Annotated in this window: 20 protein-coding genes; 15 read left to right on the top strand and 5 right to left on the bottom strand. The window is 51.7% G+C overall.

Annotation, left to right across the window (positions count from 1 at the left end; translation table 11 throughout):
* Window positions 1-124: 124 nt before the first annotated feature.
* A complete protein-coding gene (ampG, locus tag ACJHYO_RS07045; RefSeq protein WP_000098433.1) occupies window positions 125-1,600 on the bottom strand; it encodes a muropeptide MFS transporter AmpG in 1,476 nt (491 codons plus the stop codon).
* 43 nt (window positions 1,601-1,643) lie between these two features.
* Window positions 1,644-2,222, bottom strand: a complete 579-nt coding sequence (locus tag ACJHYO_RS07040; protein WP_001295326.1) for a lipoprotein — start codon at window positions 2,220-2,222, stop codon at window positions 1,644-1,646.
* A gap of 304 nt (window positions 2,223-2,526) precedes the next feature.
* Here ACJHYO_RS07040 and bolA point away from each other — a divergent pair, with 304 nt between their 5' ends.
* The 9 genes from bolA to fadM all read left to right on the top strand — a co-directional run bounded on the left by bolA (window position 2,527) and on the right by fadM (window position 12,867).
* Entirely contained in the window at window positions 2,527-2,844 is a 318-nt protein-coding gene (gene bolA, locus ACJHYO_RS07035; RefSeq protein ID WP_000973448.1) for a transcriptional regulator BolA, read from the top strand.
* Between the two features lie 343 nt (window positions 2,845-3,187).
* Complete coding sequence (tig, locus tag ACJHYO_RS07030) at window positions 3,188-4,486, top strand: trigger factor (RefSeq protein ID WP_001198388.1); 1,299 nt, start codon at window positions 3,188-3,190, stop codon at window positions 4,484-4,486.
* A gap of 245 nt (window positions 4,487-4,731) precedes the next feature.
* Entirely contained in the window at window positions 4,732-5,355 is a 624-nt protein-coding gene (clpP, locus tag ACJHYO_RS07025) for an ATP-dependent Clp endopeptidase proteolytic subunit ClpP (protein ID WP_000122253.1), read from the top strand.
* Window positions 5,356-5,480: 125 nt separating this feature from the next.
* Window positions 5,481-6,755: an ATP-dependent protease ATP-binding subunit ClpX gene (gene clpX / locus ACJHYO_RS07020; protein ID WP_000130305.1), complete on the top strand. Its 1,275-nt coding sequence runs from the start codon at window positions 5,481-5,483 to the stop codon at window positions 6,753-6,755.
* A gap of 187 nt (window positions 6,756-6,942) precedes the next feature.
* Window positions 6,943-9,297: an endopeptidase La gene (lon, locus tag ACJHYO_RS07015; RefSeq protein WP_001295325.1), complete on the top strand. Its 2,355-nt coding sequence runs from the start codon at window positions 6,943-6,945 to the stop codon at window positions 9,295-9,297.
* A 190-nt stretch (window positions 9,298-9,487) separates the two neighbouring features.
* Window positions 9,488-9,778 carry a nucleoid-associated protein HU-beta gene (hupB, locus tag ACJHYO_RS07010; RefSeq protein WP_254892905.1) on the top strand — a complete coding sequence of 97 codons (291 nt, stop codon included), beginning with the start codon at window positions 9,488-9,490 and terminating at the stop codon, window positions 9,776-9,778.
* Window positions 9,779-9,969: 191 nt separating this feature from the next.
* Window positions 9,970-11,841 (top strand): peptidylprolyl isomerase, encoded by a 1,872-nt coding sequence (ppiD, locus tag ACJHYO_RS07005; protein ID WP_000969372.1) that lies wholly within the window; start codon window positions 9,970-9,972, stop codon window positions 11,839-11,841.
* Between the two features lie 150 nt (window positions 11,842-11,991).
* Window positions 11,992-12,363, top strand: coding sequence for a helix-hairpin-helix domain-containing protein (locus ACJHYO_RS07000; RefSeq protein WP_000680314.1), 372 nt, complete (start codon window positions 11,992-11,994; stop codon window positions 12,361-12,363).
* 105 nt (window positions 12,364-12,468) lie between these two features.
* A complete protein-coding gene (gene fadM, locus ACJHYO_RS06995) occupies window positions 12,469-12,867 on the top strand; it encodes a long-chain acyl-CoA thioesterase FadM (RefSeq protein ID WP_001194552.1) in 399 nt (132 codons plus the stop codon).
* A gap of 51 nt (window positions 12,868-12,918) precedes the next feature.
* On the opposite strand, the gene queC is transcribed toward fadM, so the two are convergent.
* Entirely contained in the window at window positions 12,919-13,614 is a 696-nt protein-coding gene (gene queC / locus ACJHYO_RS06990; RefSeq protein ID WP_000817227.1) for a 7-cyano-7-deazaguanine synthase QueC, read from the bottom strand.
* Window positions 13,615-13,678: 64 nt separating this feature from the next.
* Entirely contained in the window at window positions 13,679-15,379 is a 1,701-nt protein-coding gene (locus ACJHYO_RS06985) for an SgrR family transcriptional regulator (RefSeq protein ID WP_001238259.1), read from the bottom strand.
* 99 nt (window positions 15,380-15,478) lie between these two features.
* Between ACJHYO_RS06985 and cof the strand changes: the two genes are divergently transcribed.
* The 6 genes from cof (at window position 15,479) to amtB (ending at window position 22,319) form a co-directional block, all read left to right on the top strand.
* A complete protein-coding gene (gene cof, locus ACJHYO_RS06980) occupies window positions 15,479-16,297 on the top strand; it encodes an HMP-PP phosphatase (RefSeq protein ID WP_085455214.1) in 819 nt (272 codons plus the stop codon).
* Window positions 16,298-16,449: 152 nt separating this feature from the next.
* Window positions 16,450-16,908, top strand: coding sequence for a DNA-binding transcriptional regulator DecR (gene decR / locus ACJHYO_RS06975; protein ID WP_000884589.1), 459 nt, complete (start codon window positions 16,450-16,452; stop codon window positions 16,906-16,908).
* Window positions 16,909-16,937: 29 nt separating this feature from the next.
* The gene (locus ACJHYO_RS06970; protein ID WP_085455215.1) at window positions 16,938-18,710 is read left to right on the top strand and encodes a SmdA family multidrug ABC transporter permease/ATP-binding protein; all 1,773 of its coding nucleotides are present in this window, start codon (window positions 16,938-16,940) and stop codon (window positions 18,708-18,710) included.
* Window positions 18,703-20,484: a SmdB family multidrug efflux ABC transporter permease/ATP-binding protein gene (locus ACJHYO_RS06965; protein WP_001256198.1), complete on the top strand. Its 1,782-nt coding sequence runs from the start codon at window positions 18,703-18,705 to the stop codon at window positions 20,482-20,484. The genes ACJHYO_RS06970 and ACJHYO_RS06965 overlap by 8 nt, the downstream gene beginning before the upstream one ends.
* Window positions 20,485-20,664: 180 nt before the next feature.
* Complete coding sequence (gene glnK / locus ACJHYO_RS06960; RefSeq protein WP_000780338.1) at window positions 20,665-21,003, top strand: P-II family nitrogen regulator; 339 nt, start codon at window positions 20,665-20,667, stop codon at window positions 21,001-21,003.
* A gap of 29 nt (window positions 21,004-21,032) precedes the next feature.
* Complete coding sequence (gene amtB / locus ACJHYO_RS06955; protein ID WP_085455216.1) at window positions 21,033-22,319, top strand: ammonium transporter AmtB; 1,287 nt, start codon at window positions 21,033-21,035, stop codon at window positions 22,317-22,319.
* A gap of 48 nt (window positions 22,320-22,367) precedes the next feature.
* On the opposite strand, the gene tesB is transcribed toward amtB, so the two are convergent.
* A complete protein-coding gene (tesB, locus tag ACJHYO_RS06950) occupies window positions 22,368-23,228 on the bottom strand; it encodes an acyl-CoA thioesterase II (RefSeq protein WP_000075870.1) in 861 nt (286 codons plus the stop codon).
* Between the last annotated feature and the right edge of the window lie 40 nt (window positions 23,229-23,268).

Raw genomic sequence — 23,268 nt, 5'->3', positions numbered from 1 at the left:
AATTTCGTCAATAATTTCCAAACGCTAAGCCGCACAAAAGAACAAATATTAATAAGCGATGCTGATGTTTATTTAGCCGTAATAATTACGGCGAGTGATTACTACAGCTAAATAATATTACAGATTACATCAGATGTGTTTTTCGTAGCGCCAGATAATCCAGCAAACCACCAAGCACAACGCCAGAAAGGGCGACTAAAACCCCGACTTCCAGCAGCGCAGGCAGGAAAGAGAAGTGCGTCAAATCCAGCGCGTCCATCGTCAACAGCAGTAACCACACGGCCAACAGGCTGATGCCCGCCGCCAGTGTCCACATGGCAAAGGCATAACCTGCAGGATATTCGGTACGGGAGATAAAGTTGTCATTTACTCGTGTATATTCAAGCGTCTGGCGGCAAACCAGCAGCAAAATAAGCCCTGGTACGGCAGCGGCGACGGAGAATAGATAGAATGTCGACCAGCCGTGTGCTTCAACAAACCAACCCGCCACGGGGCCGACATAAACTCGCCCTACAGCAGAAAGCGCTGAGAGCAGGGCAAATTGAGTAGCGGAAAATGACTTATTACACAGCGTCATTAACAGCGCGACAAAGGCTGATGTACCCATCCCGCCACAGAGGTTTTCGAAAAAGACGGCTGCACCCATGCTGTAGAGATGCTTATCAGTAATCGACAGCAGCCAGTAACCGGCGTTAGATGCACCTTGTAAAATGCCGAAAATCAGCAGTGCACGGAACAGCGACAGGCGCTGCATCAAAATCCCACCGTACAATGCGCCAACAATGGTCGCCAGTAAGCCAAGCGTTTTGTTAACCACGCCTACTTCACCCGCATCAAACCCGACGCCGCGAATCAAAAACGTGGTTGTCAGGCTCATAGCGAATGCGTCGCCCAGCTTATACAGCACGATAAGAAGCAAAATAAGCCAGGCATTATTGCGACCAAAGAAATCTCGCAGAGGTGCAACAACCGCTTGTTCCAGCGTTTTGGGCACAGGAATGGTGTCGGTGGGTTCTGGTGCAAGCAACGTCGCGATAATACAGGGGATCAACAGCGCCGCCATCAACCAGTACATGCCCTGCCAGCCCAGCCATTTATCTGCCAGCCACAGGGCTAAGCCGCCGGAAACCAGCATCCCTAAACGGTAACCCAGCACGCTGATTGCCGCGCCCGCACCACGTTCTTCTGCCGGGAGCACATCGGTTTTCCACGCATCGAAGACAATATCCTGGGAGGCAGAGCAAAAAGCGATCACCACCGCCAGTGCCGCCATCCAGCGGAGCTGGGTGCCTGGTTCGAGAAAACCCATCGCCGCAATGGCGACTAATAACAGAATTTGCGTGGCGAGCAGCCAACCGCGCCGCCGCCCGAAAAATGGGGGCGTGTAGCGGTCCATCAGTGGTGACCAGAGGAATTTAAAAACGTAAGCCTGGCCTACCAGAGAGAAGAAACCAATGGTTTTGAGATCGATATTCTCGACCGTCATCCAGGCCTGTAAGGTGCCGGACGTCAGGGCGAGCGGTAGCCCGGAAGCAAAACCCAGGATCAGCAATATGGCTGAACGCGGCTGTTGAAAAATACGTAAATATTGACTGGACATGGGTGTCTACAGGCCCGGCTTGCACCGGGCCAGAGGGCAGAAATTAACGCGCGTTCTGCTTGATGAATTCGTGGATGCTGGTGTCCTGAGACATATCAGCGATGGTATCGGTCAGCACACTGTTAACCGCATCGGCGATATTTTTGTTGGAGGCCTGGAATGCACCTTCAACGTTGTAGCTGGCACGATAGTTTTTGGTCATTTTGTTGCCATTCTGCGCGGTAGCGATGATGGCGATATCCGCTTTGGTCGCGATGTTGTAGCGCACGTTGCCCTGGGACACGTCAGCATACAGTTGGCTAACGATGATTTGCAGATTAACCGGGCCATTCGGACCAACCATGTATCCACGGGCGGTCATCTGTTTTTCCAGCACTTCTTGCAGCAGGAAACGCAGATCGCGGGAGGCGGTCAGGGTAACGATTTGATTATCGCGGGTGACTTTTGCCAGCGCCTGATCGGTACGCTGATCGGCACCATTAATGCTTACGGTGACGCCCATCAGGCTTGGATCCTGCTGTGGCAGTGTAATCGTCGGGGAAACTTCGATAGTTGTTGGCGGTTTTGCGCATCCTGCAAGCATAAACAGAGCAACTAACGGGAAGAGGATTTTTTTGAACATGTTCGGGCTCTCAGAGACTCTTAAGCGTGTTTGGTAAAAATTCCCGCCATCATAACATTGCCAACGGCGAGGGGAAGTGGGTAAGGCATGTAAATTCATCATGTTGACGAAATAATCGCCCCTGGTAAAAGAAACGCTGATGCGAGGCCTGTGTTTCAATCTTTAAATCAGTAAACTTCATACGCTTGACGGAAAAACCAGGACGAAACCTAAATATTTGTTGTTAAGCTGCAATGGAAACGGTAAAAGCGGCTAGTATTTAAAGGGATGGATGACATCTCAGCGTTGTCGGAGGAGATATTTCATGATGATACGTGAGCGGATAGAAGAAAAATTAAGGGCGGCGTTCCAACCCGTATTCCTCGAAGTAGTGGATGAAAGCTATCGTCACAATGTCCCAGCCGGCTCTGAAAGCCATTTTAAAGTTGTGCTGGTCAGCGATCGTTTTACGGGTGAACGTTTTCTGAATCGTCATCGAATGATTTACAGTACTTTAGCGGAGGAACTCTCTACTACCGTTCATGCGCTGGCTCTGCATACTTACACTATTAAGGAGTGGGAAGGGTTGCAGGACACCGTCTTTGCCTCTCCTCCCTGTCGTGGAGCAGGAAGCATCGCGTAAAAACGCATTTGCAACTGTCGGCGCTTTTCCAGTATGTTGCTAAAGATTTTATGAAAAACGGCCTGCGGGCCGTTTTGTTTTGTCTGGATTTTGCGCTTTTTGCCCAGCATTCAGACGAAAATCGCCCGGGAATTGTGAAAAAATACGCGACAGCGCGCAATAACCGTTCTCGACTCATAAAAGTGATGCCGCTATAATGCCGCGTCCTATTTGAATGCTTTCGGGATGATTCTGGTAACAGGGAATGTGATTGATTATAAGAACATCCCGGTTCCGCGAAGCCAACAACCTGTGCTTGCGGGGTAAGAGTTGACCGAGCACTGTGATTTTTTGAGGTAACAAGATGCAAGTTTCAGTTGAAACCACTCAAGGCCTTGGCCGCCGTGTAACGATTACTATCGCTGCTGACAGCATCGAGACCGCTGTTAAAAGCGAGCTGGTCAACGTTGCGAAAAAAGTACGTATTGACGGCTTCCGCAAAGGCAAAGTGCCAATGAATATCGTTGCTCAGCGTTATGGCGCGTCTGTACGCCAGGACGTCCTGGGCGACCTGATGAGCCGTAACTTCATTGACGCCATCATTAAAGAAAAAATCAATCCGGCTGGCGCACCGACCTATGTTCCGGGCGAATACAAGCTGGGTGAAGACTTCACCTACTCTGTAGAGTTTGAAGTTTATCCGGAAGTTGAACTGCAGGGTCTGGAAGCGATCGAAGTTGAAAAACCGATCGTTGAAGTGACCGACGCTGACGTTGACGGCATGCTGGATACTCTGCGTAAACAGCAGGCAACCTGGAAAGAAAAAGACGGCGCTGTTGAAGCAGAAGACCGTGTGACCATCGACTTCACCGGTTCTGTTGACGGCGAAGAGTTCGAAGGCGGTAAAGCGTCTGATTTCGTACTGGCGATGGGTCAGGGTCGTATGATCCCGGGCTTTGAAGACGGTATCAAAGGCCACAAAGCTGGCGAAGAGTTCACCATCGACGTGACCTTCCCGGAAGAGTACCACGCAGAAAACCTGAAAGGTAAAGCAGCGAAATTCGCTATCAACCTGAAGAAAGTTGAAGAGCGTGAACTGCCGGAACTGACTGAAGAATTCATCAAACGTTTCGGCGTTGAAGATGGTTCCGTAGAAGGTCTGCGCGCTGAAGTGCGTAAAAACATGGAGCGCGAGCTGAAGAGCGCCATCCGTAACCGCGTTAAGTCTCAGGCGATCGAAGGTCTGGTAAAAGCTAACGACATCGACGTACCGGCTGCGCTGATCGACAGCGAAATCGACGTTCTGCGTCGCCAGGCTGCACAGCGTTTCGGTGGCAACGAAAAACAAGCTCTGGAACTGCCGCGCGAACTGTTCGAAGAACAGGCTAAACGCCGCGTAGTTGTTGGCCTGCTGCTGGGCGAAGTTATCCGCACCAACGAGCTGAAAGCTGACGAAGAGCGCGTGAAAGGCCTGATCGAAGAGATGGCTTCTGCGTACGAAGATCCGAAAGAAGTTATCGAGTTCTACAGCAAAAACAAAGAACTGATGGACAACATGCGCAATGTTGCTCTGGAAGAACAGGCTGTTGAAGCTGTACTGGCGAAAGCGAAAGTGACTGAAAAAGAAACCACTTTCAACGAGCTGATGAACCAGCAGGCGTAATTTACGTAGCATAACGCGCTAAATTCGCACAAAGGCCCGTCACCGCCAGGTGGTGGGCTTTTTTTTGTCATGAATTTTGCATGGAACCGTGCGAAAAGCCTCTTTCGGTGTTAGCGTAACAACAAAAGATTGTTATGCTTGAAATATGGTGATGCCGTACCCATAACACAGGGACTAGCTGATAATCCGTCCATAAGGTTACAATCGGTACAGCAGGTTTTTTCAATTTTATCCAGGAGACGGAAATGTCATACAGCGGCGAACGAGATAACTTTGCACCCCATATGGCGCTGGTGCCGATGGTCATTGAACAGACCTCACGAGGTGAGCGCTCTTTTGATATCTATTCTCGTCTACTTAAGGAACGCGTCATTTTTCTGACTGGCCAGGTTGAAGATCACATGGCTAACCTGATTGTGGCGCAGATGCTGTTCCTGGAAGCAGAAAACCCAGAAAAAGATATCTATCTGTACATTAACTCTCCAGGCGGGGTGATTACTGCCGGGATGTCTATCTATGACACCATGCAGTTTATCAAGCCTGATGTCAGCACCATCTGTATGGGCCAGGCGGCCTCGATGGGTGCTTTCTTGCTGACTGCAGGGGCAAAAGGTAAACGTTTCTGCCTGCCGAATTCGCGCGTGATGATTCACCAGCCGTTGGGCGGCTACCAGGGCCAGGCGACCGATATCGAAATTCATGCCCGTGAAATTCTGAAAGTTAAAGGGCGCATGAATGAACTTATGGCGCTTCATACGGGTCAATCATTAGAACAGATTGAACGTGATACCGAGCGCGATCGCTTCCTTTCTGCCCCTGAAGCGGTGGAATACGGTCTGGTCGATTCGATTCTGACCCATCGTAATTGATGCCAGAGGCGCAACTGTGCCGCTATACTTATCCAGGGCGGCACAACGCTGTAAGCGGCTTGCGCCTGAGAATGGCATTTGCGTCGTCGTGTGCGGCACAAAGAACAAAGAAGAGGTTTTGACCCATGACAGATAAACGCAAAGATGGCTCAGGCAAATTGCTGTATTGCTCTTTTTGCGGCAAAAGCCAGCATGAAGTGCGCAAGCTGATTGCCGGTCCATCCGTGTATATCTGCGACGAATGTGTTGATTTATGTAACGACATCATTCGCGAAGAGATTAAAGAAGTTGCACCGCATCGTGAACGCAGTGCGCTACCGACGCCGCATGAAATTCGCAACCACCTGGACGATTACGTTATCGGTCAGGAACAGGCGAAAAAAGTGCTGGCGGTCGCGGTATACAACCACTACAAACGTCTGCGCAACGGAGATACCAGCAATGGCGTCGAGTTGGGCAAAAGTAACATTCTGCTGATCGGTCCGACCGGTTCCGGTAAAACGCTGCTGGCCGAAACGCTGGCGCGCCTGCTGGACGTTCCGTTCACCATGGCTGACGCAACCACGCTGACCGAAGCCGGTTATGTGGGCGAAGACGTTGAAAACATCATTCAGAAGCTGTTGCAGAAGTGCGATTACGACGTACAGAAAGCGCAGCGCGGGATTGTCTACATCGATGAAATTGACAAGATTTCTCGTAAGTCAGACAACCCGTCCATTACCCGAGACGTTTCCGGTGAAGGCGTACAGCAGGCACTGTTGAAACTGATCGAAGGTACGGTAGCTGCTGTTCCGCCGCAAGGTGGGCGTAAACATCCGCAACAGGAATTCTTGCAGGTTGATACCTCTAAGATCCTGTTTATCTGTGGCGGTGCGTTTGCCGGTCTGGATAAAGTGATTTCCCATCGTGTAGAAACCGGTTCCGGCATTGGTTTTGGCGCGACGGTAAAAGCGAAGTCCGACAAAGCAAGCGAAGGCGAGCTGCTGGCGCAGGTTGAACCGGAAGATCTGATCAAGTTTGGTCTGATCCCTGAGTTCATTGGTCGTCTGCCGGTTGTCGCAACGTTGAATGAACTGAGCGAAGAAGCTCTGATTCAGATCCTCAAAGAGCCGAAAAACGCCCTGACCAAGCAGTATCAGGCGCTGTTTAATCTGGAAGGCGTGGATCTGGAATTCCGTGACGAGGCGCTGGATGCTATCGCTAAGAAAGCGATGGCGCGTAAAACCGGTGCCCGTGGTCTGCGTTCCATCGTAGAAGCCGCACTGCTCGATACCATGTACGATCTGCCGTCCATGGAAGATGTCGAAAAAGTGGTTATCGACGAGTCGGTAATTGATGGTCAAAGCAAACCGTTGCTGATTTATGGTAAGCCGGAAGCGCAACAGGCATCTGGTGAATAATTAACCATTCCCATACAATTAGTTAACCAAAAAGGGGGGATTTTATCTCCCCTTTAATTTTTCCTCTATTCTCGGCGTTGAATGTGGGGGAAACATCCCCATATACTGACGTACATGTTAATAGATGGCGTGAAGCACAGTCGTGTCATCTGATTACCTGGCGGAAATTAAACTAAGAGAGAGCTCTATGAATCCTGAGCGTTCTGAACGCATTGAAATCCCCGTATTGCCGCTGCGCGATGTGGTGGTTTATCCGCACATGGTCATCCCCTTATTTGTCGGGCGGGAAAAATCCATCCGTTGTCTGGAAGCGGCGATGGACCATGATAAAAAAATTATGCTGGTCGCGCAGAAAGAAGCTTCAACGGATGAGCCGGGTGTAAACGATCTTTTCACTGTCGGGACCGTGGCCTCTATATTGCAGATGCTGAAACTGCCTGACGGCACCGTCAAAGTGCTGGTCGAGGGGTTACAGCGCGCGCGTATTTCTGCGCTCTCTGACAATGGCGAACACTTTTCTGCGAAGGCGGAGTATCTGGAGTCGCCGACCATTGATGAGCGGGAACAGGAAGTGCTGGTGCGTACTGCAATCAGCCAGTTCGAAGGCTACATCAAGCTAAACAAAAAAATCCCACCAGAAGTGCTGACGTCGCTGAATAGCATCGACGATCCGGCGCGTCTGGCGGATACCATTGCTGCACATATGCCGCTGAAACTGGCTGACAAACAGTCCGTTCTGGAGATGTCCGACGTTAACGAACGTCTGGAATATCTGATGGCAATGATGGAATCGGAAATCGATCTGCTGCAGGTTGAGAAACGCATTCGCAACCGCGTTAAAAAGCAGATGGAGAAATCCCAGCGTGAGTACTATCTGAACGAGCAAATGAAAGCTATTCAGAAAGAACTCGGTGAAATGGACGACGCGCCGGACGAAAACGAAGCCCTGAAGCGCAAAATCGACGCGGCGAAGATGCCGAAAGAGGCAAAAGAGAAAGCGGAAGCAGAGCTGCAGAAGTTGAAAATGATGTCTCCGATGTCGGCAGAAGCGACCGTAGTGCGTGGATATATCGACTGGATGGTACAGGTGCCGTGGAATGCGCGTAGCAAGGTCAAAAAAGACCTGCGTCAGGCGCAGGAAATCCTTGATACCGACCATTATGGTCTGGAGCGCGTGAAAGATCGTATCCTTGAGTATCTTGCGGTTCAAAGCCGTGTCAACAAAATCAAGGGACCGATCCTCTGCCTGGTAGGGCCGCCGGGGGTAGGTAAAACCTCCCTGGGTCAGTCCATCGCCAAAGCCACCGGGCGTAAATATGTCCGTATGGCGCTGGGCGGCGTGCGTGATGAAGCGGAAATCCGTGGTCACCGCCGTACTTACATCGGTTCTATGCCGGGTAAACTGATCCAGAAAATGGCGAAAGTGGGCGTGAAAAACCCGCTGTTCCTGCTCGATGAGATCGACAAAATGTCTTCTGACATGCGTGGCGATCCGGCCTCCGCACTGCTTGAAGTGCTGGATCCAGAGCAGAACGTAGCGTTCAGCGACCACTACCTGGAAGTGGATTACGATCTCAGCGACGTAATGTTTGTCGCTACGTCGAACTCCATGAACATTCCGGCACCGCTGCTGGATCGTATGGAAGTGATTCGCCTCTCCGGTTATACCGAAGATGAAAAACTGAACATCGCCAAACGTCACCTGCTGCCGAAGCAGATTGAACGTAATGCACTGAAAAAAGGTGAGCTGACCGTCGACGATAGCGCCATTATCGGCATTATTCGTTACTACACCCGTGAGGCGGGCGTGCGTGGTCTGGAGCGTGAAATCTCCAAACTGTGTCGCAAAGCGGTTAAGCAGTTACTGCTCGATAAGTCATTAAAACATATCGAAATTAACGGCGATAACCTGCATGACTACCTCGGTGTTCAGCGTTTCGACTATGGGCGCGCGGATAACGAAAACCGTGTCGGCCAGGTAACCGGTCTGGCGTGGACGGAAGTGGGCGGTGACTTGCTGACCATTGAAACCGCGTGCGTTCCGGGGAAAGGTAAACTGACCTATACCGGTTCGCTCGGCGAAGTGATGCAGGAGTCTATTCAGGCGGCGTTAACGGTGGTTCGTGCGCGTGCGGAAAAACTGGGGATCAACCCTGATTTTTACGAAAAACGTGACATCCACGTCCACGTACCGGAAGGTGCGACGCCGAAAGATGGTCCGAGTGCCGGTATTGCCATGTGCACCGCGCTGGTTTCTTGCCTGACCGGTAACCCGGTTCGTGCCGATGTGGCAATGACCGGTGAGATCACTCTGCGTGGTCAGGTACTGCCGATCGGTGGTTTGAAAGAAAAACTACTGGCAGCGCATCGCGGCGGGATTAAAACAGTGTTAATTCCGTTCGAAAATAAACGCGATCTGGAAGAGATTCCTGACAACGTAATTGCCGATCTGGACATTCATCCTGTGAAGCGCATTGAGGAAGTTCTGACTCTGGCGCTACAAAATGAACCGTCTGGCATGCAGGTTGTGACTGCAAAATAGTGACCTCGCGCAAAATGCACTAATAAAAACAGGGCTGGCAGGCTAATTCGGGCTTGCCAGCCTTTTTTTGTCTCGCTAAGTTAGATGGCGGATCAGGCTTGCCCTTATTAAGGGGTGTTGTAAGGGGATGGCTGGCCTGATATAACTGCTGCGCGTTCGTACCTTGAAGGATTCAAGTGCGATATAAATTATAAAGAGGAAGAGAAGAGTGAATAAATCTCAATTGATCGACAAGATTGCTGCAGGGGCTGATATCTCTAAAGCTGCGGCTGGCCGTGCGTTAGATGCTATTATTGCTTCCGTAACTGAATCTCTGAAAGAAGGGGATGATGTAGCACTGGTAGGTTTTGGTACTTTTGCCGTCAAAGAGCGTGCTGCCCGTACTGGCCGCAACCCGCAGACCGGTAAAGAGATCACCATCGCTGCTGCTAAAGTACCGAGCTTCCGTGCAGGTAAAGCACTGAAAGACGCGGTAAACTAAGCGTAGTCCCCAGTGGGGATGTGACGAAGTTCAAGGGCGCATCTACTGATGTGCCTTTTTTATTTGTATTCGGTGACTTTCTGCGTCTTGTGGGCTGACAATTGCCCCCGTTTCTTGTCACAATAGGCCTTTGCGCGCATCGATACGTTGCGTGAGGTACACAGTCATCTACAGCGGAGTGTTGTTACACCATGATGGACAGCTTACGCACGGCTGCAAACAGTCTCGTGCTCAAGATTATTTTCGGTATCATTATCGTGTCGTTCATATTGACCGGCGTGAGTGGTTACCTGATTGGCGGAGGCAATAACTACGCCGCAAAAGTGAATGACCAGGAAATCAGCCGTGGGCAATTCGAGAACGCCTTCAACAGCGAGCGTAATCGCATGCAGCAACAGCTGGGCGATCAATACTCCGAGCTGGCAGCGAACGAAGGCTATATGAAAACCCTGCGTCAACAGGTGCTGAATCGTCTGATCGACGAGGCGCTTCTGGATCAGTACGCTCGTGAGCTGAAACTGGGTATCAGCGATGAGCAGGTTAAACAGGCGATTTTCGCGACCCCAGCCTTCCAGGTTGACGGCAAATTTGATAACAGCCGCTATAACGGTATCCTCAACCAGATGGGGATGACCGCCGATCAGTACGCTCAGGCGCTGCGTAACCAGCTCACTACCCAACAGCTGATTAACGGCGTTGCCGGTACCGATTTTATGCTGAAAGGTGAAACCGACGAGCTGGCGGCACTGGTAGCTCAACAACGCGTGGTGCGTGAAGCGACTATCGATGTTAACGCGCTGGCGGCGAAGCAGCCTGTGACCGAACAGGAAATTGCCAGCTACTACGAACAAAACAAAAACAATTTCATGACGCCGGAACAATTCCGCGTGAGTTACATCAAGCTGGATGCCGCGACGATGCAGCAACCGGTTAGCGATGCGGATATCCAGAGCTACTACGATCAGCATCAGGATCAATTCACCCAGCCGCAGCGTACCCGTTACAGCATCATCCAGACCAAAACTGAAGATGAAGCGAAAGCGGTACTTGATGAGCTGAATAAGGGCGGTGATTTTGCTGCATTAGCCAAAGAAAAATCTGCCGATATTATCTCTGCCCGCAACGGCGGTGATATGGGGTGGTTAGAAGATGCCACTATCCCGGACGAACTGAAAAATGCGGGTCTGAAAGAAAAAGGCCAACTGTCTGGTGTTATCAAATCTTCGGTCGGTTTCCTGATTGTGCGTCTGGACGACATTCAGCCAGCGAAAGTGAAATCGTTAGACGAAGTACGTGACGACATTGCGGCGAAAGTGAAACACGAAAAAGCCCTCGATGCGTACTACGCGCTGCAGCAGAAAGTGAGCGATGCGGCAAGCAACGACACCGAGTCTCTGGCCGGTGCAGAGCAAGCTGCCGGCGTTAAAGCCACTCAGACGGGTTGGTTCAGCAAAGATAATCTGCCGGAAGAGTTGAACTTCAAGCCAGTTGCCGACGCTATCTTCAACGGTGGTCTGGTAGGTGAAAACGGCGCGCCGGGCATCAACTCTGACATCATCACCGTAGACGGCGACCGCGCATTCGTGCTGCGCATCAGCGAGCACAAACCGGAAGCGGTGAAACCGTTGGCAGATGTTCAGGAACAAGTTAAGGCACTGGTTCAGCACAACAAAGCTGAACAACAGGCGAAAGTGGATGCTGAGAAACTGCTGGTTGATTTGAAAGCCGGCAAAGGTGCGGAAGCTATGCAGGCTGCCGGTCTGAAATTTGGCGAGCCGAAAACCTTAAGCCGTTCCGGTCGTGACCCGATTAGCCAGGCTGCGTTTGCACTGCCACTGCCAGCGAAAGACAAACCGAGCTACGGTATGGCGACCGATATGCAAGGTAATGTAGTTCTGCTGGCGCTGGATGAAGTGAAGCAAGGTTCAATGCCGGAAGATCAGAAAAAAGCGATGGTGCAAGGTATCACTCAGAACAACGCACAAATCGTCTTTGAAGCTCTGATGAGTAACCTGCGTAAAGAGGCGAAAATCAAAATTGGCGATGCGCTGGAACAGCAATAATCCTGAAGCCGCCTCGCAAAAAAATGCTTTGCAGCTGTAACAAGAAAAGGTCGCTTTCGCGGCCTTTTCCATTTCTGAACATTGCCATTTGTTTACTGTTTTCACTGCCGTTAAGGTGATTCCACTGTTAACAAACAAGGAGAAAACAGTATGAAACACGGAATTAAAGCACTGCTCATTACCCTGTCCCTAGCCTGTGCCGGAATGTCTCATAGCGCGCTGGCGGCAGCTTCTGTGGCGAAACCGACAACAGTAGAAACCAAAGCGGAAGCTCCTGCAGCACAAAGTAAAGCAGCAGTACCGGCGAAAGCCAGTGACGAAGAAGGCACCCGGGTCAGCATTAATAATGCCAGCGCGGAAGAGTTAGCCCGCGCGATGAATGGCGTTGGCCTGAAGAAAGCGCAGGCGATTGTCAGTTATCGCGAAGAGTACGGTCCGTTTAAAACGGTGGAGGATCTAAAACAGGTGCCGGGGATGGGCAATTCGCTGGTGGAACGTAATCTGGCGGTATTAACCCTGTAATTAATTTGCATAGTGGCAATTTTTTGCCAGACTGAAGAGGTCATACCAGTTATGACCTCTGTACTTATAACAGTTCTTATAACAACAACGTAAGGTTATTGCGCTATGCAAACACAAATCAAAGTTCGTGGATATCATCTCGACGTTTACCAGCACGTAAACAACGCCCGCTACCTTGAATTTCTCGAAGAAGCCCGCTGGCATGGGTTGGAAAATAGCGACAGTTTTCACTGGATGACGGCCCATAACATCGCCTTCGTCGTGGTCAATATCAATATTAACTATCGCCGCCCGGCGGTATTAAGCGACCTGTTAACCATTACCAGTCAGTTGCAGCAATTAAACGGTAAAAGTGGCATCTTAAGCCAGGTCATTACACTGGAGCCGGAAGGACAGGTGGTAGCGGATGCGCTTATTACGTTTGTTTGTATTGATCTTAAAACGCAGAAAGCATTAGCTCTGGAAGGGGAATTGCGCGAAAAGCTGGAGCAGATGGTTAAGTAAACGTTTTGTGGTGCCGGATGCTCAAGCCGCATCCGGCGACACCCGGAATAATTACTTCAACCCGGTTTTCTGCTTCATCGCTGCCATCACCGTCGGTTTATCGGCCAGATAATGATTCAAACCGTTGGCACGTAAATTACACGCCGCACAATGACCGCAACCGTCGCCTTTAATGCCGTTATAACAGGTCAGCGTTTCGTTACGGACTAAATCCAGCTTGCCGTAATAATCTGCCAGCGCCCAGGTTTCCGCTTTATCAATCCACATCAGCGGCGTTTCAAAACGAATATCTTTCGCCATGCCCAAACTGACGGCATGGTTTAGTGCTTTCACAAACTCATCGCGGCAATCCGGGTAGCCGGAGAAATCCGTTTCGCAGACGCCGGTAATTACGGCTTCTGCTTTTACCTGATACGCATATATTGCCGCCAGTGTCAGGAACAAAATATTACGCCCTGGGACAAACGTATTCGGGATACCATCGGCTTCAGGTTCATAATCAGGCACCGGAATGCTGTCACGCGTCAGGCTGCTGACCGCCAGCTCGTTGAGCAGCGTTACATCAAGCACCTTATGCGCGCGTGCCCCCAGTTTCAGCGCCAGTTCGCGTGCCACGTCGATTTCTGCGCGATGGCGTTGACCGTAATCGAACGTCACGCAATGGACTTCATCATATTGTTGTAATGCCTGCACCAGACAGGTGGTGGAATCCTGGCCTCCACTGAACACAACGACAGCACGTTTCATAGATAATCCTGCTTGAACAATAAAAACGTTATGGTAACGCCTGCGATTAACCCGGACCAGCTATTCATTGCGACGGCGCGGGAAGCCAGGCTTCGGTAAATTCAAACCAGCCGCGCGGTGTCAGTCGCACACCGTTCACGCCGGGAGGGGCGCTAATGCGATAGTGATAGTTGAACAGCGGCGTCAGCGTCGCATCTGCCATTAACTGGCTAAAAACCGCTTTCAGGGCATTAAATCGGTTTTCCTCATCAGGCATTACTTGCACCGCGTCCAGTGTCGATTGCAAATGTGCATATGCTGGAGCGTCGAAAACATGTGGCCACAGTGGATCGCAACGCAGCCATTGCTCCAGGGTATATTCCGGTGCTTCGCCAATTAATCTGTCGCCCATCATGAGGTCTGCGTGTGCCAGTAGGGTCGTGTCGTCCCAGTTTTTTGCGTTATGAAAAATAATTGTGAGTTCACAGCCTTCCGCTGCCAGTGTCGCCTGTAGGCGTTCTGCCATGGTATGAAGTTCTATCGGTAGGTGATAAACCAGCGTCAAGGTTTTCGGTAGTTTGACTTCATCCGGTACTTGCCATTGTGGAATAGTCCAGTCTGGCAGTAATGCATGACTGGCGGTGATCAGGTTTTCTCCGACTTCTAACGTTTGTAATAAACCGGATTGATGAATAATGGAGATCACTTTTCGCGCCTGCCAGAGGGACAGTCGGGGACTTTTGCGCAACGTTAAATAGCAAAAACCTAAACTGATGCCACTACTGACCTGGCTGACCCGTTGCAGCTCCTCAGGTTTGCCGATAGTGATTTGCACGGGATGCCGACAACTGGTTCCCAAATCTTTTTCGAAAAGCGGAGGAGTTATCCAGTACTCAACCGCTTTAAGCAGCGGATGACGTAAATGGTAATAATCATGGCTTTCCAGGCGCACCAGTTCCGCTGTGAATTGTGTTAAGCGAAAAGGACCAGTGCCGATCAGGGGGAATTGCGGATGCGCCAGATGGCTGCAATAGCTCGCCAGCCGGTGCGCAAGCCAGTAATCGGGGCGATGTAAAAAGAAGGTCAGACACTGCGGATGGGTGACTTCAATACGCTTCACGCTAATAAATAATTGATCCAGTGCTGGCAGTTGTAACAGCATCAATAACCGCTGGTGTAAGTGGGAGGCTTTTACTGCATCGCCGTTATGCCAGTGTAAGGTTGAGCGAAGATAAAAATCCCAGCGTAACCCGTCAGTAGAGGTTTCCCAGTGATGCGCTAAATCGCCAATCGGGCGCTGGGTATTATTATCGAAGCGGGTCAGGCCGGAAAATATCTGCCCGGCCAGATGCTGCTCGGCACGGCCGGGCAAAAAGCCCGGTTGTAGCGGTTCGAGCGGGCGATAGTAGGGAATACGCAACGTGGGCGTATCGTTTTGCCATTGTCCGCCCATAAACGGCTGTAACAGAGTGCGCAACTCACCTGGGGCCAGTTGCGCCAGCTCCAGCACATCTTGCTGCTTTCCGGTTTCCAGCGCCTGTTCCATCATCGCATTGCGTAGCGATTCTGGCGTGACCAGAAAGCGTAGTTGACCGCGCTTTCCGCGTCCTGACTGCGCCTGCCACTCCAGCCATCCCGCCTCCTGTGCCTGACGCAACACCGTACGAACATGGCGTTCGCTGCAAAAACAGCGTTCGGCCAGTTCGCTGACGGTGACGGTTTGCGGCTTTCCGGCGGAAGGTTGCCACAGACGTTGATACTGGTTAAGACGGTTGAGCAGTCGCATATAAACCCGGAACAATATTATTTAACTATTCACTATTACTTCCGTATATATCAGGTGATACTCAATCACCATTAACCGTGTCACAGAGTGGAGAAAGAAATGGCTCGTCTGGCAGCATTTGATATGGATGGCACTTTATTGATGCCTGACCATCATTTAGGTGAGAAAACCCTCTCTACTTTGGCGCGACTGCGTGAACGCGACATTACCCTCACTTTTGCCACGGGGCGTCATGCGCTGGAGATGCAGCATATTCTCGGGGCGCTATCGCTGGATGCATATTTGATTACTGGCAACGGAACGCGCGTGCATTCTCTGGAAGGTGAACTTTTACATCGTGATGATTTACCTGCGGATGTCGCGGAGCTGGTGCTGTATCAGCAATGGGATACCCGAGCAAGCATGCATATCTTCAATGACGATGGTTGGTTTACCGGGAAAGAGATCCCTGCGTTGTTGCAGGCATTTGTCTATAGCGGTTTTCGTTATCAGATAATCGATGTCAAAAAAATGCCACTCGGCAGCGTCACCAAGATCTGCTTCTGTGGCGATTACGACGATCTTACACGCTTGCAGATCCAGCTATACGAAGCATTAGGCGAGCGTGCACATTTATGTTTTTCCGCCACGGATTGCCTCGAAGTGCTGCCGGTGGGCTGCAATAAAGGCGCTGCATTGACGGTGCTGACCCAACATTTAGGTTTATCGTTACGCGATTGCATGGCCTTTGGTGATGCGATGAACGATCGCGAAATGTTAGGCAGTGTCGGTAGCGGATTTATTATGGGCAATGCGATGCCGCAACTGCGCGCGGAGCTCCCGCATTTACCGGTGATTGGACATTGCCGAAATCAGGCTGTCTCTCACTATTTGACGCACTGGCTGGACTATCCACATCTACCTTATTCCCCCGAATAACGAGATCCCTTCCAGCACCGGGCAATTGCCCGGTTTTTTTTGCGTTGAATTTGTCATTTTGTGCCGTGGTGCTTAAACCGCACAGAATAAATTGTCGCGATTTCACCTTTAAAATAGAATTAAAAGAGAAAAAAATTCTCTGTGGAAGGGCTATGTTAGATAAAATTGACCGTAAGCTGCTGGCCTTGCTACAGCAGGATTGCACCCTCTCTTTGCAGGCACTGGCTGAAGCCGTTAATCTGACAACCACCCCCTGCTGGAAGCGTCTGAAACGGCTGGAGGACGACGGTATCCTTATCGGCAAAGTCGCCCTGCTGGATCCGGAAAAAATAGGCCTCGGCCTGACCGCCTTTGTGCTGATAAAAACGCAACATCACAGCAGCGAATGGTATTGCCGCTTTGTCACGGTGGTTACCGAAATGCCAGAAGTGCTGGGGTTCTGGCGCATGGCTGGTGAATACGATTATCTGATGCGCGTCCAGGTTGCCGACATGAAACGCTACGACGAGTTTTATAAGCGTCTGGTAAACAGTGTACCGGGGCTGTCGGACGTCACTTCCAGCTTCGCGATGGAACAGATTAAATACACCACTTCTTTACCCATCGAATAAATATCCAGAATCAAGTCAGGACACAACGCGTGCGATTATTTGCTCAATTAAGCTGGTATTTCCGTCGGGAATGGCGTCGCTATCTCGGGGCTGTCGCCTTGCTTGTCATTATCGCGATGCTGCAACTGGTTCCGCCAAAAGTGGTTGGTATTGTTGTTGATGGCGTGACAGAACAACACTTTACTACCGGGCAGATCCTGATGTGGATCGCCACCATGGTGCTGATTGCCGTTGTGGTTTATCTCCTGCGTTACGTCTGGCGCGTATTGCTGTTTGGTGCGTCTTATCAACTGGCTGTTGAACTGCGTGAAGATTATTACCGCCAGCTAAGCCGGCAGCATCCTGAGTTTTACCTGCGTCATCGCACGGGTGACCTCATGGCTCGTGCGACCAATGACGTCGATCGCGTCGTGTTTGCCGCCGGAGAAGGGGTGCTGACGCTGGTGGATTCACTGGTAATGGGCTGCGCTGTGTTGATTATGATGTCTACGCAAATTAGCTGGCAGTTGACCTTATTTGCCCTGTTGCCGATGCCAGTGATGGCGATCATGATCAAGCGCAACGGCGATGCCTTGCATGAACGCTTTAAGCTGGCACAGGCGGCGTTTTCCAGTCTTAATGACCGCACCCAGGAAAGCCTCACCAGTATCCGCATGATCAAAGCCTTTGGTCTGGAAGATCGTCAGTCGGCGTTATTTGCCGCGGATGCCGAAGATACCGGCAAAAAAAACATGCGGGTGGCGCGTATTGATGCTCGTTTCGACCCGACCATCTATATCGCGATTGGTATGGCGAACTTGCTGGCGATTGGCGGCGGTAGTTGGATGGTGGTACAGGGCAGTTTAACGCTGGGCCAGCTCACCAGTTTTATGATGTATTTAGGTCTGATGATTTGGCCAATGCTGGCGCTGGCATGGATGTTTAACATTGTGGAACGTGGCAGCGCGGCGTATAGCCGAATTCGTACCATGCTGGCCGAAGCGCCAGTCGTTATTGATGGTAGTGATAAGGTGCCAGAAGGTCGTGGTGAACTGGATGTGAATATTCGCCAGTTTACGTATCCGCAGACTGACCATCCTGCGCTGGAAAACGTCAATTTCTCCCTGAAACCCGGTCAGATGCTGGGTATCTGCGGGCCGACTGGTTCCGGCAAAAGTACCCTGTTGTCGCTCATTCAGCGTCATTTCGACGTCAGCGAGGGTGATATCCGTTTTCATGATATTCCTCTGACGAAGTTACAACTCGATAGCTGGCGTAGCCGTCTGGCGGCGGTCAGCCAGACACCATTCCTTTTTTCCGACACCGTGGCGAACAACATCGCGTTGGGTTGCCCGAATGCCACCCAGCAAGAGATTGAACACGTAGCGCGGTTAGCCAGCGTACATGACGATATTTTGCGTCTGCCGCAAGGTTACGACACAGAAGTGGGCGAGCGCGGCGTGATGCTTTCTGGCGGACAAAAACAGCGTATCTCCATTGCTCGAGCGTTATTAGTCAACGCGGAAATCCTCATCCTTGACGATGCGCTTTCAGCGGTGGACGGACGCACAGAGCACCAGATCCTGCATAACCTGCGTCAGTGGGGGCAGGGAAGAACGGTAATCATCAGTGCCCATCGCCTTTCTGCACTGACGGAAGCCAGTGAAATTATTGTGATGCAGCACGGACATATCGCCCAGCGTGGCAATCATGATGAGCTGGCGCAACAAAGTGGCTGGTATCGCGATATGTATCGCTATCAACAACTGGAGGCGGCGCTCGACGACGCTCCGGAAATTCGCGAGGAGGCCATCGATGCGTAGTTTTAGCCAACTGTGGCCGACTCTCAAGCGCCTGTTAGCGTACGGTTCACCGTGGCGTAAACCGTTGGGGATTGCGGTCCTGATGATGTGGGTTGCGGCGGCGGCAGAAGTCAGTGGGCCGCTGCTTATCAGCTATTTTATCGACAATATGGTAGCGAAAAATAACCTGCCGTTGAAAGTGGTTGCAGGGCTGGCGGCGGCGTATGTTGGGCTGCAACTGTTTGCAGCCGGGCTACATTACGCGCAGTCGCTGCTGTTTAATCGGGCGGCAGTAGGCGTAGTGCAACAGTTGCGTACCGACGTGATGGATGCTGCGTTACGCCAGCCATTAAGCGAGTTTGATACCCAACCCGTCGGGCAGGTGATTTCCCGCGTCACTAATGACACTGAAGTGATCCGCGATCTCTACGTTACCGTAGTGGCAACTGTCCTGCGTAGCGCCGCACTGGTGGGCGCGATGCTGGTGGCGATGTTCAGCCTCGACTGGCGAATGGCGCTGGTGGCGATAATGATTTTCCCGGTGGTGCTGGTGGTAATGGTGATATATCAGCGTTACAGCACGCCGATTGTCCGTCGTGTGCGCGCTTATCTGGCGGATATCAACGACGGCTTTAACGAAATCATCAATGGCATGAGCGTTATCCAGCAGTTCCGTCAGCAGGCGCGATTTGGCGAACGTATGGGTGAGGCCAGTCGTTCACACTATATGGCGAGGATGCAAACCCTGCGCCTCGACGGTTTTCTGCTGCGTCCGCTGCTGAGTCTGTTTTCATCGCTCATTCTTTGTGGCTTGTTGATGCTGTTTGGCTTCTCCGCCAGCGGCACCATTGAAGTGGGCGTGTTGTATGCGTTCATCAGTTATTTGGGGCGACTTAACGAACCCTTAATCGAACTGACCACGCAGCAGGCGATGCTGCAACAGGCTGTTGTTGCTGGTGAGCGCGTTTTTGAGCTGATGGACGGACCGCGCCAGCAATATGGCAATGATGATCGCCCGTTGCAGAGCGGCACCATCGACGTCGATAACGTGTCATTTGCTTATCGCGATGACAATCTGGTGCTAAAGAACATTAATCTCTCTGTGCCTTCGCGCAACTTTGTGGCGCTGGTCGGGCATACCGGCAGTGGCAAAAGCACCCTCGCCAGTTTATTGATGGGCTATTACCCGCTAACGGAAGGTGAGATTCGCCTTGATGGTCGTCCATTAAGTACGCTAAGTCACAGCGCGCTGCGCCAGGGCGTGGCAATGGTGCAGCAAGATCCGGTGGTGCTGGCGGATACCTTCCTCGCCAACGTGACGCTGGGACGTGATATCTCTGAAGAACGCGTCTGGCAGGCGCTGGAAACCGTGCAGCTGGCGGAGCTGGCGCGTAGCATGAGTGATGGTATTTACACGCCGCTTGGCGAGCAGGGGAATAATCTCTCAGTCGGGCAAAAGCAACTGCTGGCACTGGCGCGCGTGCTGGTGGAGACGCCGCAAATCCTGATCCTTGATGAGGCAACCGCCAGCATTGACTCCGGGACTGAACAGGCGATTCAACATGCTCTGGCGGCGGTGCGTGAACATACTACGCTTGTGGTGATTGCTCACCGCTTATCGACTATTGTTGATGCCGACACCATTCTGGTGCTTCATCGTGGGCAAGCCGTGGAGCAGGGCACTCACCAGCAACTGCTGGCGGCCCAGGGACGATACTGGCAGATGTATCAACTGCAACTTGCGGGCGAAGAGCTGGCAGCCAGCGTGCGTGAAGAGGAATCATTGAGCGCCTGAATAGCGCAATATTTCATCGTTGGTGCAAAAATGTAACGCACTGTGCACTGTCATAGTGCGTTTTCATTTTCAATCTTCTTAACTTCCTGCTCTCTTTCTCGTTCTTCATTTCTGGCACACCGCTTGCAATACCTTCTTCGTGTAGCAGAACCATTACCGAATTCTGACCGGAGGGGATCTATGAAGCTGGTGACCGTGATAATCAAACCATTCAAGCTGGAAGACGTTCGTGAAGCGTTATCTTCCATTGGTATTCAGGGCCTGACCGTCACCGAAGTGAAAGGTTTCGGGCGTCAGAAAGGGCATGCCGAGCTGTACCGGGGGGCGGAATACAGCGTCAACTTCCTGCCAAAAGTAAAAATTGATGTGGCGATTGCTGATGACCAACTCGATGAAGTGATCGATATCGTCAGCAAAGCGGCTTACACCGGAAAAATTGGCGACGGCAAAATCTTCGTCGCTGAATTGCAACGCGTCATTCGTATTCGTACCGGCGAAGCCGACGAAGCGGCGCTGTAATCTCTGGCACACAGCAACAGGAACGAAAAATGAAGATAGCAACGATAAAAACTGGGCTTACTTCACTGGCGATGCTGCCGGGACTGGTAATGGCTGCACCTGCGGTGGCCGATAAAGCCGACAATGCGTTTATGATGATTTGTACTGCGCTGGTGCTGTTTATGACCGTTCCGGGGATTGCCCTGTTTTATGGAGGGCTGATTCGTGGCAAAAACGTGCTGTCGATGCTGACGCAGGTGACCGTGACGTTTGCACTGGTCTGTATTCTCTGGGTGGTTTACGGCTACTCGCTGGCGTTTGGCGAAGGCAACAACTTCTTCGGCAACATTAACGGGTTGATGCTGAAAAACATTGAACTGACGGCGGTGATGGGCAGCATTTATCAGTATATCCACGTGGCGTTTCAGGGATCGTTTGCCTGCATTACCGTAGGCTTGATAGTTGGGGCGCTGGCGGAACGAATCCGCTTCTCAGCTGTGTTGATTTTTGTGGTGGTATGGCTGACGTTCTCTTACATTCCGATTGCGCATATGGTCTGGGGCGGCGGTTTGCTGGCTTCTCACGGGGCACTGGATTTCGCGGGTGGCACGGTGGTGCACATTAACGCCGCAATCGCCGGTCTGGTGGGCGCGTATCTGATAGGCAAACGCGTGGGCTTCGGTAAAGAGGCGTTTAAACCGCACAACCTGCCGATGGTCTTCACCGGGACTGCTATTCTCTATATCGGTTGGTTTGGCTTTAACGCCGGGTCAGCGGGCACGGCGAATGAAATCGCGGCACTGGCATTTGTGAATACTGTGGTCGCAACTGCGGCGGCAATTCTTGGCTGGATCTTCGGTGAATGGGCGCTGCGTGGTAAGCCTTCACTGCTGGGAGCGTGTTCTGGCGCGATTGCCGGTCTGGTCGGCGTGACGCCAGCCTGTGGTTACATTGGGGTTGGCGGCGCGTTGATTATCGGCGTGGTAGCTGGTCTGGCGGGCTTGTGGGGCGTTACCATGCTCAAACGCTTGCTGCGGGTGGATGATCCCTGCGATGTCTTCGGTGTGCACGGCGTTTGTGGTATTGTCGGCTGTATCATGACCGGGATTTTTGCCGCCAGCTCGCTGGGCGGCGTGGGCTTCGCTGAAGGTGTGACGATGGGCCATCAGTTGCTGGTACAGCTGGAAAGCATCGCCATTACGATTGTCTGGTCTGGTGTGGTGGCATTTATCGGCTACAAACTGGCGGATTTGACGGTTGGTCTGCGTGTACCGGAAGAGCAGGAGCGAGAAGGGCTGGACGTCAACAGCCACGGCGAGAATGCCTATAACGCGTAACAAGCACTGCAAAAAACAGCCGGACGGTTTTCACCTCCGGCTATTTTTTTAATTGTGATTACGCATCACCCCTTCCTGAACGGTCGAGGCAACCAGCACGCCGTCCTGGGTATAAAACTCACCGCGCACAAAGCCGCGTGCGCTGGACGCCGAGGTGCTTTCCACGCTATACAGCAGCCATTCATTCAAATTAAACGGGCGATGGAACCACATGGAATGGTCAATGGTGGCAATCTGAATCCCCGGTTCGAGAAAACCGATGCCGTGCGGCTGTAGAGCTACCGGCAGGAAATTAAGATCAGAAGCATAACCGAGCAGATACTGATGAACGCGCAGATCATCCGGCACGCTACCATTTGCGCGGATCCACACCTGACGATGCGGTTCTGCGACGTGACCTTTCAGTGGGTTATGAAACTCCACCGGACGGACTTCCAGCGGACGATCGCAGATGAATTTATCTTTCAGCACTGGCGGCAGCAGGTGCGCCAGCGATTGGGCGATTTGCGTTTCTGAAGGCAGGCCATCAGGCGCTGGCGCGGACGGCATTGTTTTTTGATGTTCGAAACCCGCTTCTGGTGCCTGGAAAGAGGCAGTCATATAAAAAATCGGTTTGCCGTTTTGAATAGCAGAAACCCGGCGGGCGCTGAAGCTGTTACCGTCACGCAGCGTTTCGACATCATAAATAATCGGCTTCTTACTATCGCCAGGGCGAAGAAAGTAGCTGTGAAAAGAATGTACCAGCCGCTCGTCAGGGACGGTCTCTTTTGCAGCATACAAGGCCTGACCCACGACCTGGCCGCCAAATACCTGGCGTAAACCTAAATCTTCACTCTGGCCGCGAAAGAGTCCTTCCTCAATTTTTTCCAGATTTAACAATGTCAGTAAATTTTTTAGCGCCTGACTCATATAACTCTCCAGTAACAAAGCTGCCGCAGCAAGCCAAAGT

The sequence above is a fragment of the Escherichia sp. WS1118 genome, from assembly GCF_046487695.1.
GTDB classification, from domain to species: Bacteria; Pseudomonadota; Gammaproteobacteria; order Enterobacterales; family Enterobacteriaceae; genus Escherichia; species Escherichia coli.
Note: the sequence above shows the minus strand (reverse complement) of the source record. Positions and strands in the feature narration are given on the sequence as shown.

Excerpts from the sequence above, each read along its gene's own strand:
- ampG (WP_000098433.1), bottom strand. The coding sequence starts at position 1,600 with ATGTCCAGTCAATATTTACGTATTTTTCAACAGCCGCGTTCAGCCATA.
- ACJHYO_RS07040 (WP_001295326.1), bottom strand. The coding sequence starts at position 2,222 with ATGTTCAAAAAAATCCTCTTCCCGTTAGTTGCTCTGTTTATGCTTGCA.
- bolA (WP_000973448.1), top strand. The coding sequence starts at position 2,527 with ATGATGATACGTGAGCGGATAGAAGAAAAATTAAGGGCGGCGTTCCAA.
- tig (WP_001198388.1), top strand. The coding sequence starts at position 3,188 with ATGCAAGTTTCAGTTGAAACCACTCAAGGCCTTGGCCGCCGTGTAACG.
- clpP (WP_000122253.1), top strand. The coding sequence starts at position 4,732 with ATGTCATACAGCGGCGAACGAGATAACTTTGCACCCCATATGGCGCTG.
- clpX (WP_000130305.1), top strand. The coding sequence starts at position 5,481 with ATGACAGATAAACGCAAAGATGGCTCAGGCAAATTGCTGTATTGCTCT.
- lon (WP_001295325.1), top strand. The coding sequence starts at position 6,943 with ATGAATCCTGAGCGTTCTGAACGCATTGAAATCCCCGTATTGCCGCTG.
- ppiD (WP_000969372.1), top strand. The coding sequence starts at position 9,970 with ATGATGGACAGCTTACGCACGGCTGCAAACAGTCTCGTGCTCAAGATT.
- ACJHYO_RS07000 (WP_000680314.1), top strand. The coding sequence starts at position 11,992 with ATGAAACACGGAATTAAAGCACTGCTCATTACCCTGTCCCTAGCCTGT.
- fadM (WP_001194552.1), top strand. The coding sequence starts at position 12,469 with ATGCAAACACAAATCAAAGTTCGTGGATATCATCTCGACGTTTACCAG.
- queC (WP_000817227.1), bottom strand. The coding sequence starts at position 13,614 with ATGAAACGTGCTGTCGTTGTGTTCAGTGGAGGCCAGGATTCCACCACC.
- ACJHYO_RS06985 (WP_001238259.1), bottom strand. The coding sequence starts at position 15,379 with ATGCGACTGCTCAACCGTCTTAACCAGTATCAACGTCTGTGGCAACCT.
- cof (WP_085455214.1), top strand. The coding sequence starts at position 15,479 with ATGGCTCGTCTGGCAGCATTTGATATGGATGGCACTTTATTGATGCCT.
- decR (WP_000884589.1), top strand. The coding sequence starts at position 16,450 with ATGTTAGATAAAATTGACCGTAAGCTGCTGGCCTTGCTACAGCAGGAT.
- ACJHYO_RS06965 (WP_001256198.1), top strand. The coding sequence starts at position 18,703 with ATGCGTAGTTTTAGCCAACTGTGGCCGACTCTCAAGCGCCTGTTAGCG.
- glnK (WP_000780338.1), top strand. The coding sequence starts at position 20,665 with ATGAAGCTGGTGACCGTGATAATCAAACCATTCAAGCTGGAAGACGTT.
- amtB (WP_085455216.1), top strand. The coding sequence starts at position 21,033 with ATGAAGATAGCAACGATAAAAACTGGGCTTACTTCACTGGCGATGCTG.
- tesB (WP_000075870.1), bottom strand. The coding sequence starts at position 23,228 with ATGAGTCAGGCGCTAAAAAATTTACTGACATTGTTAAATCTGGAAAAA.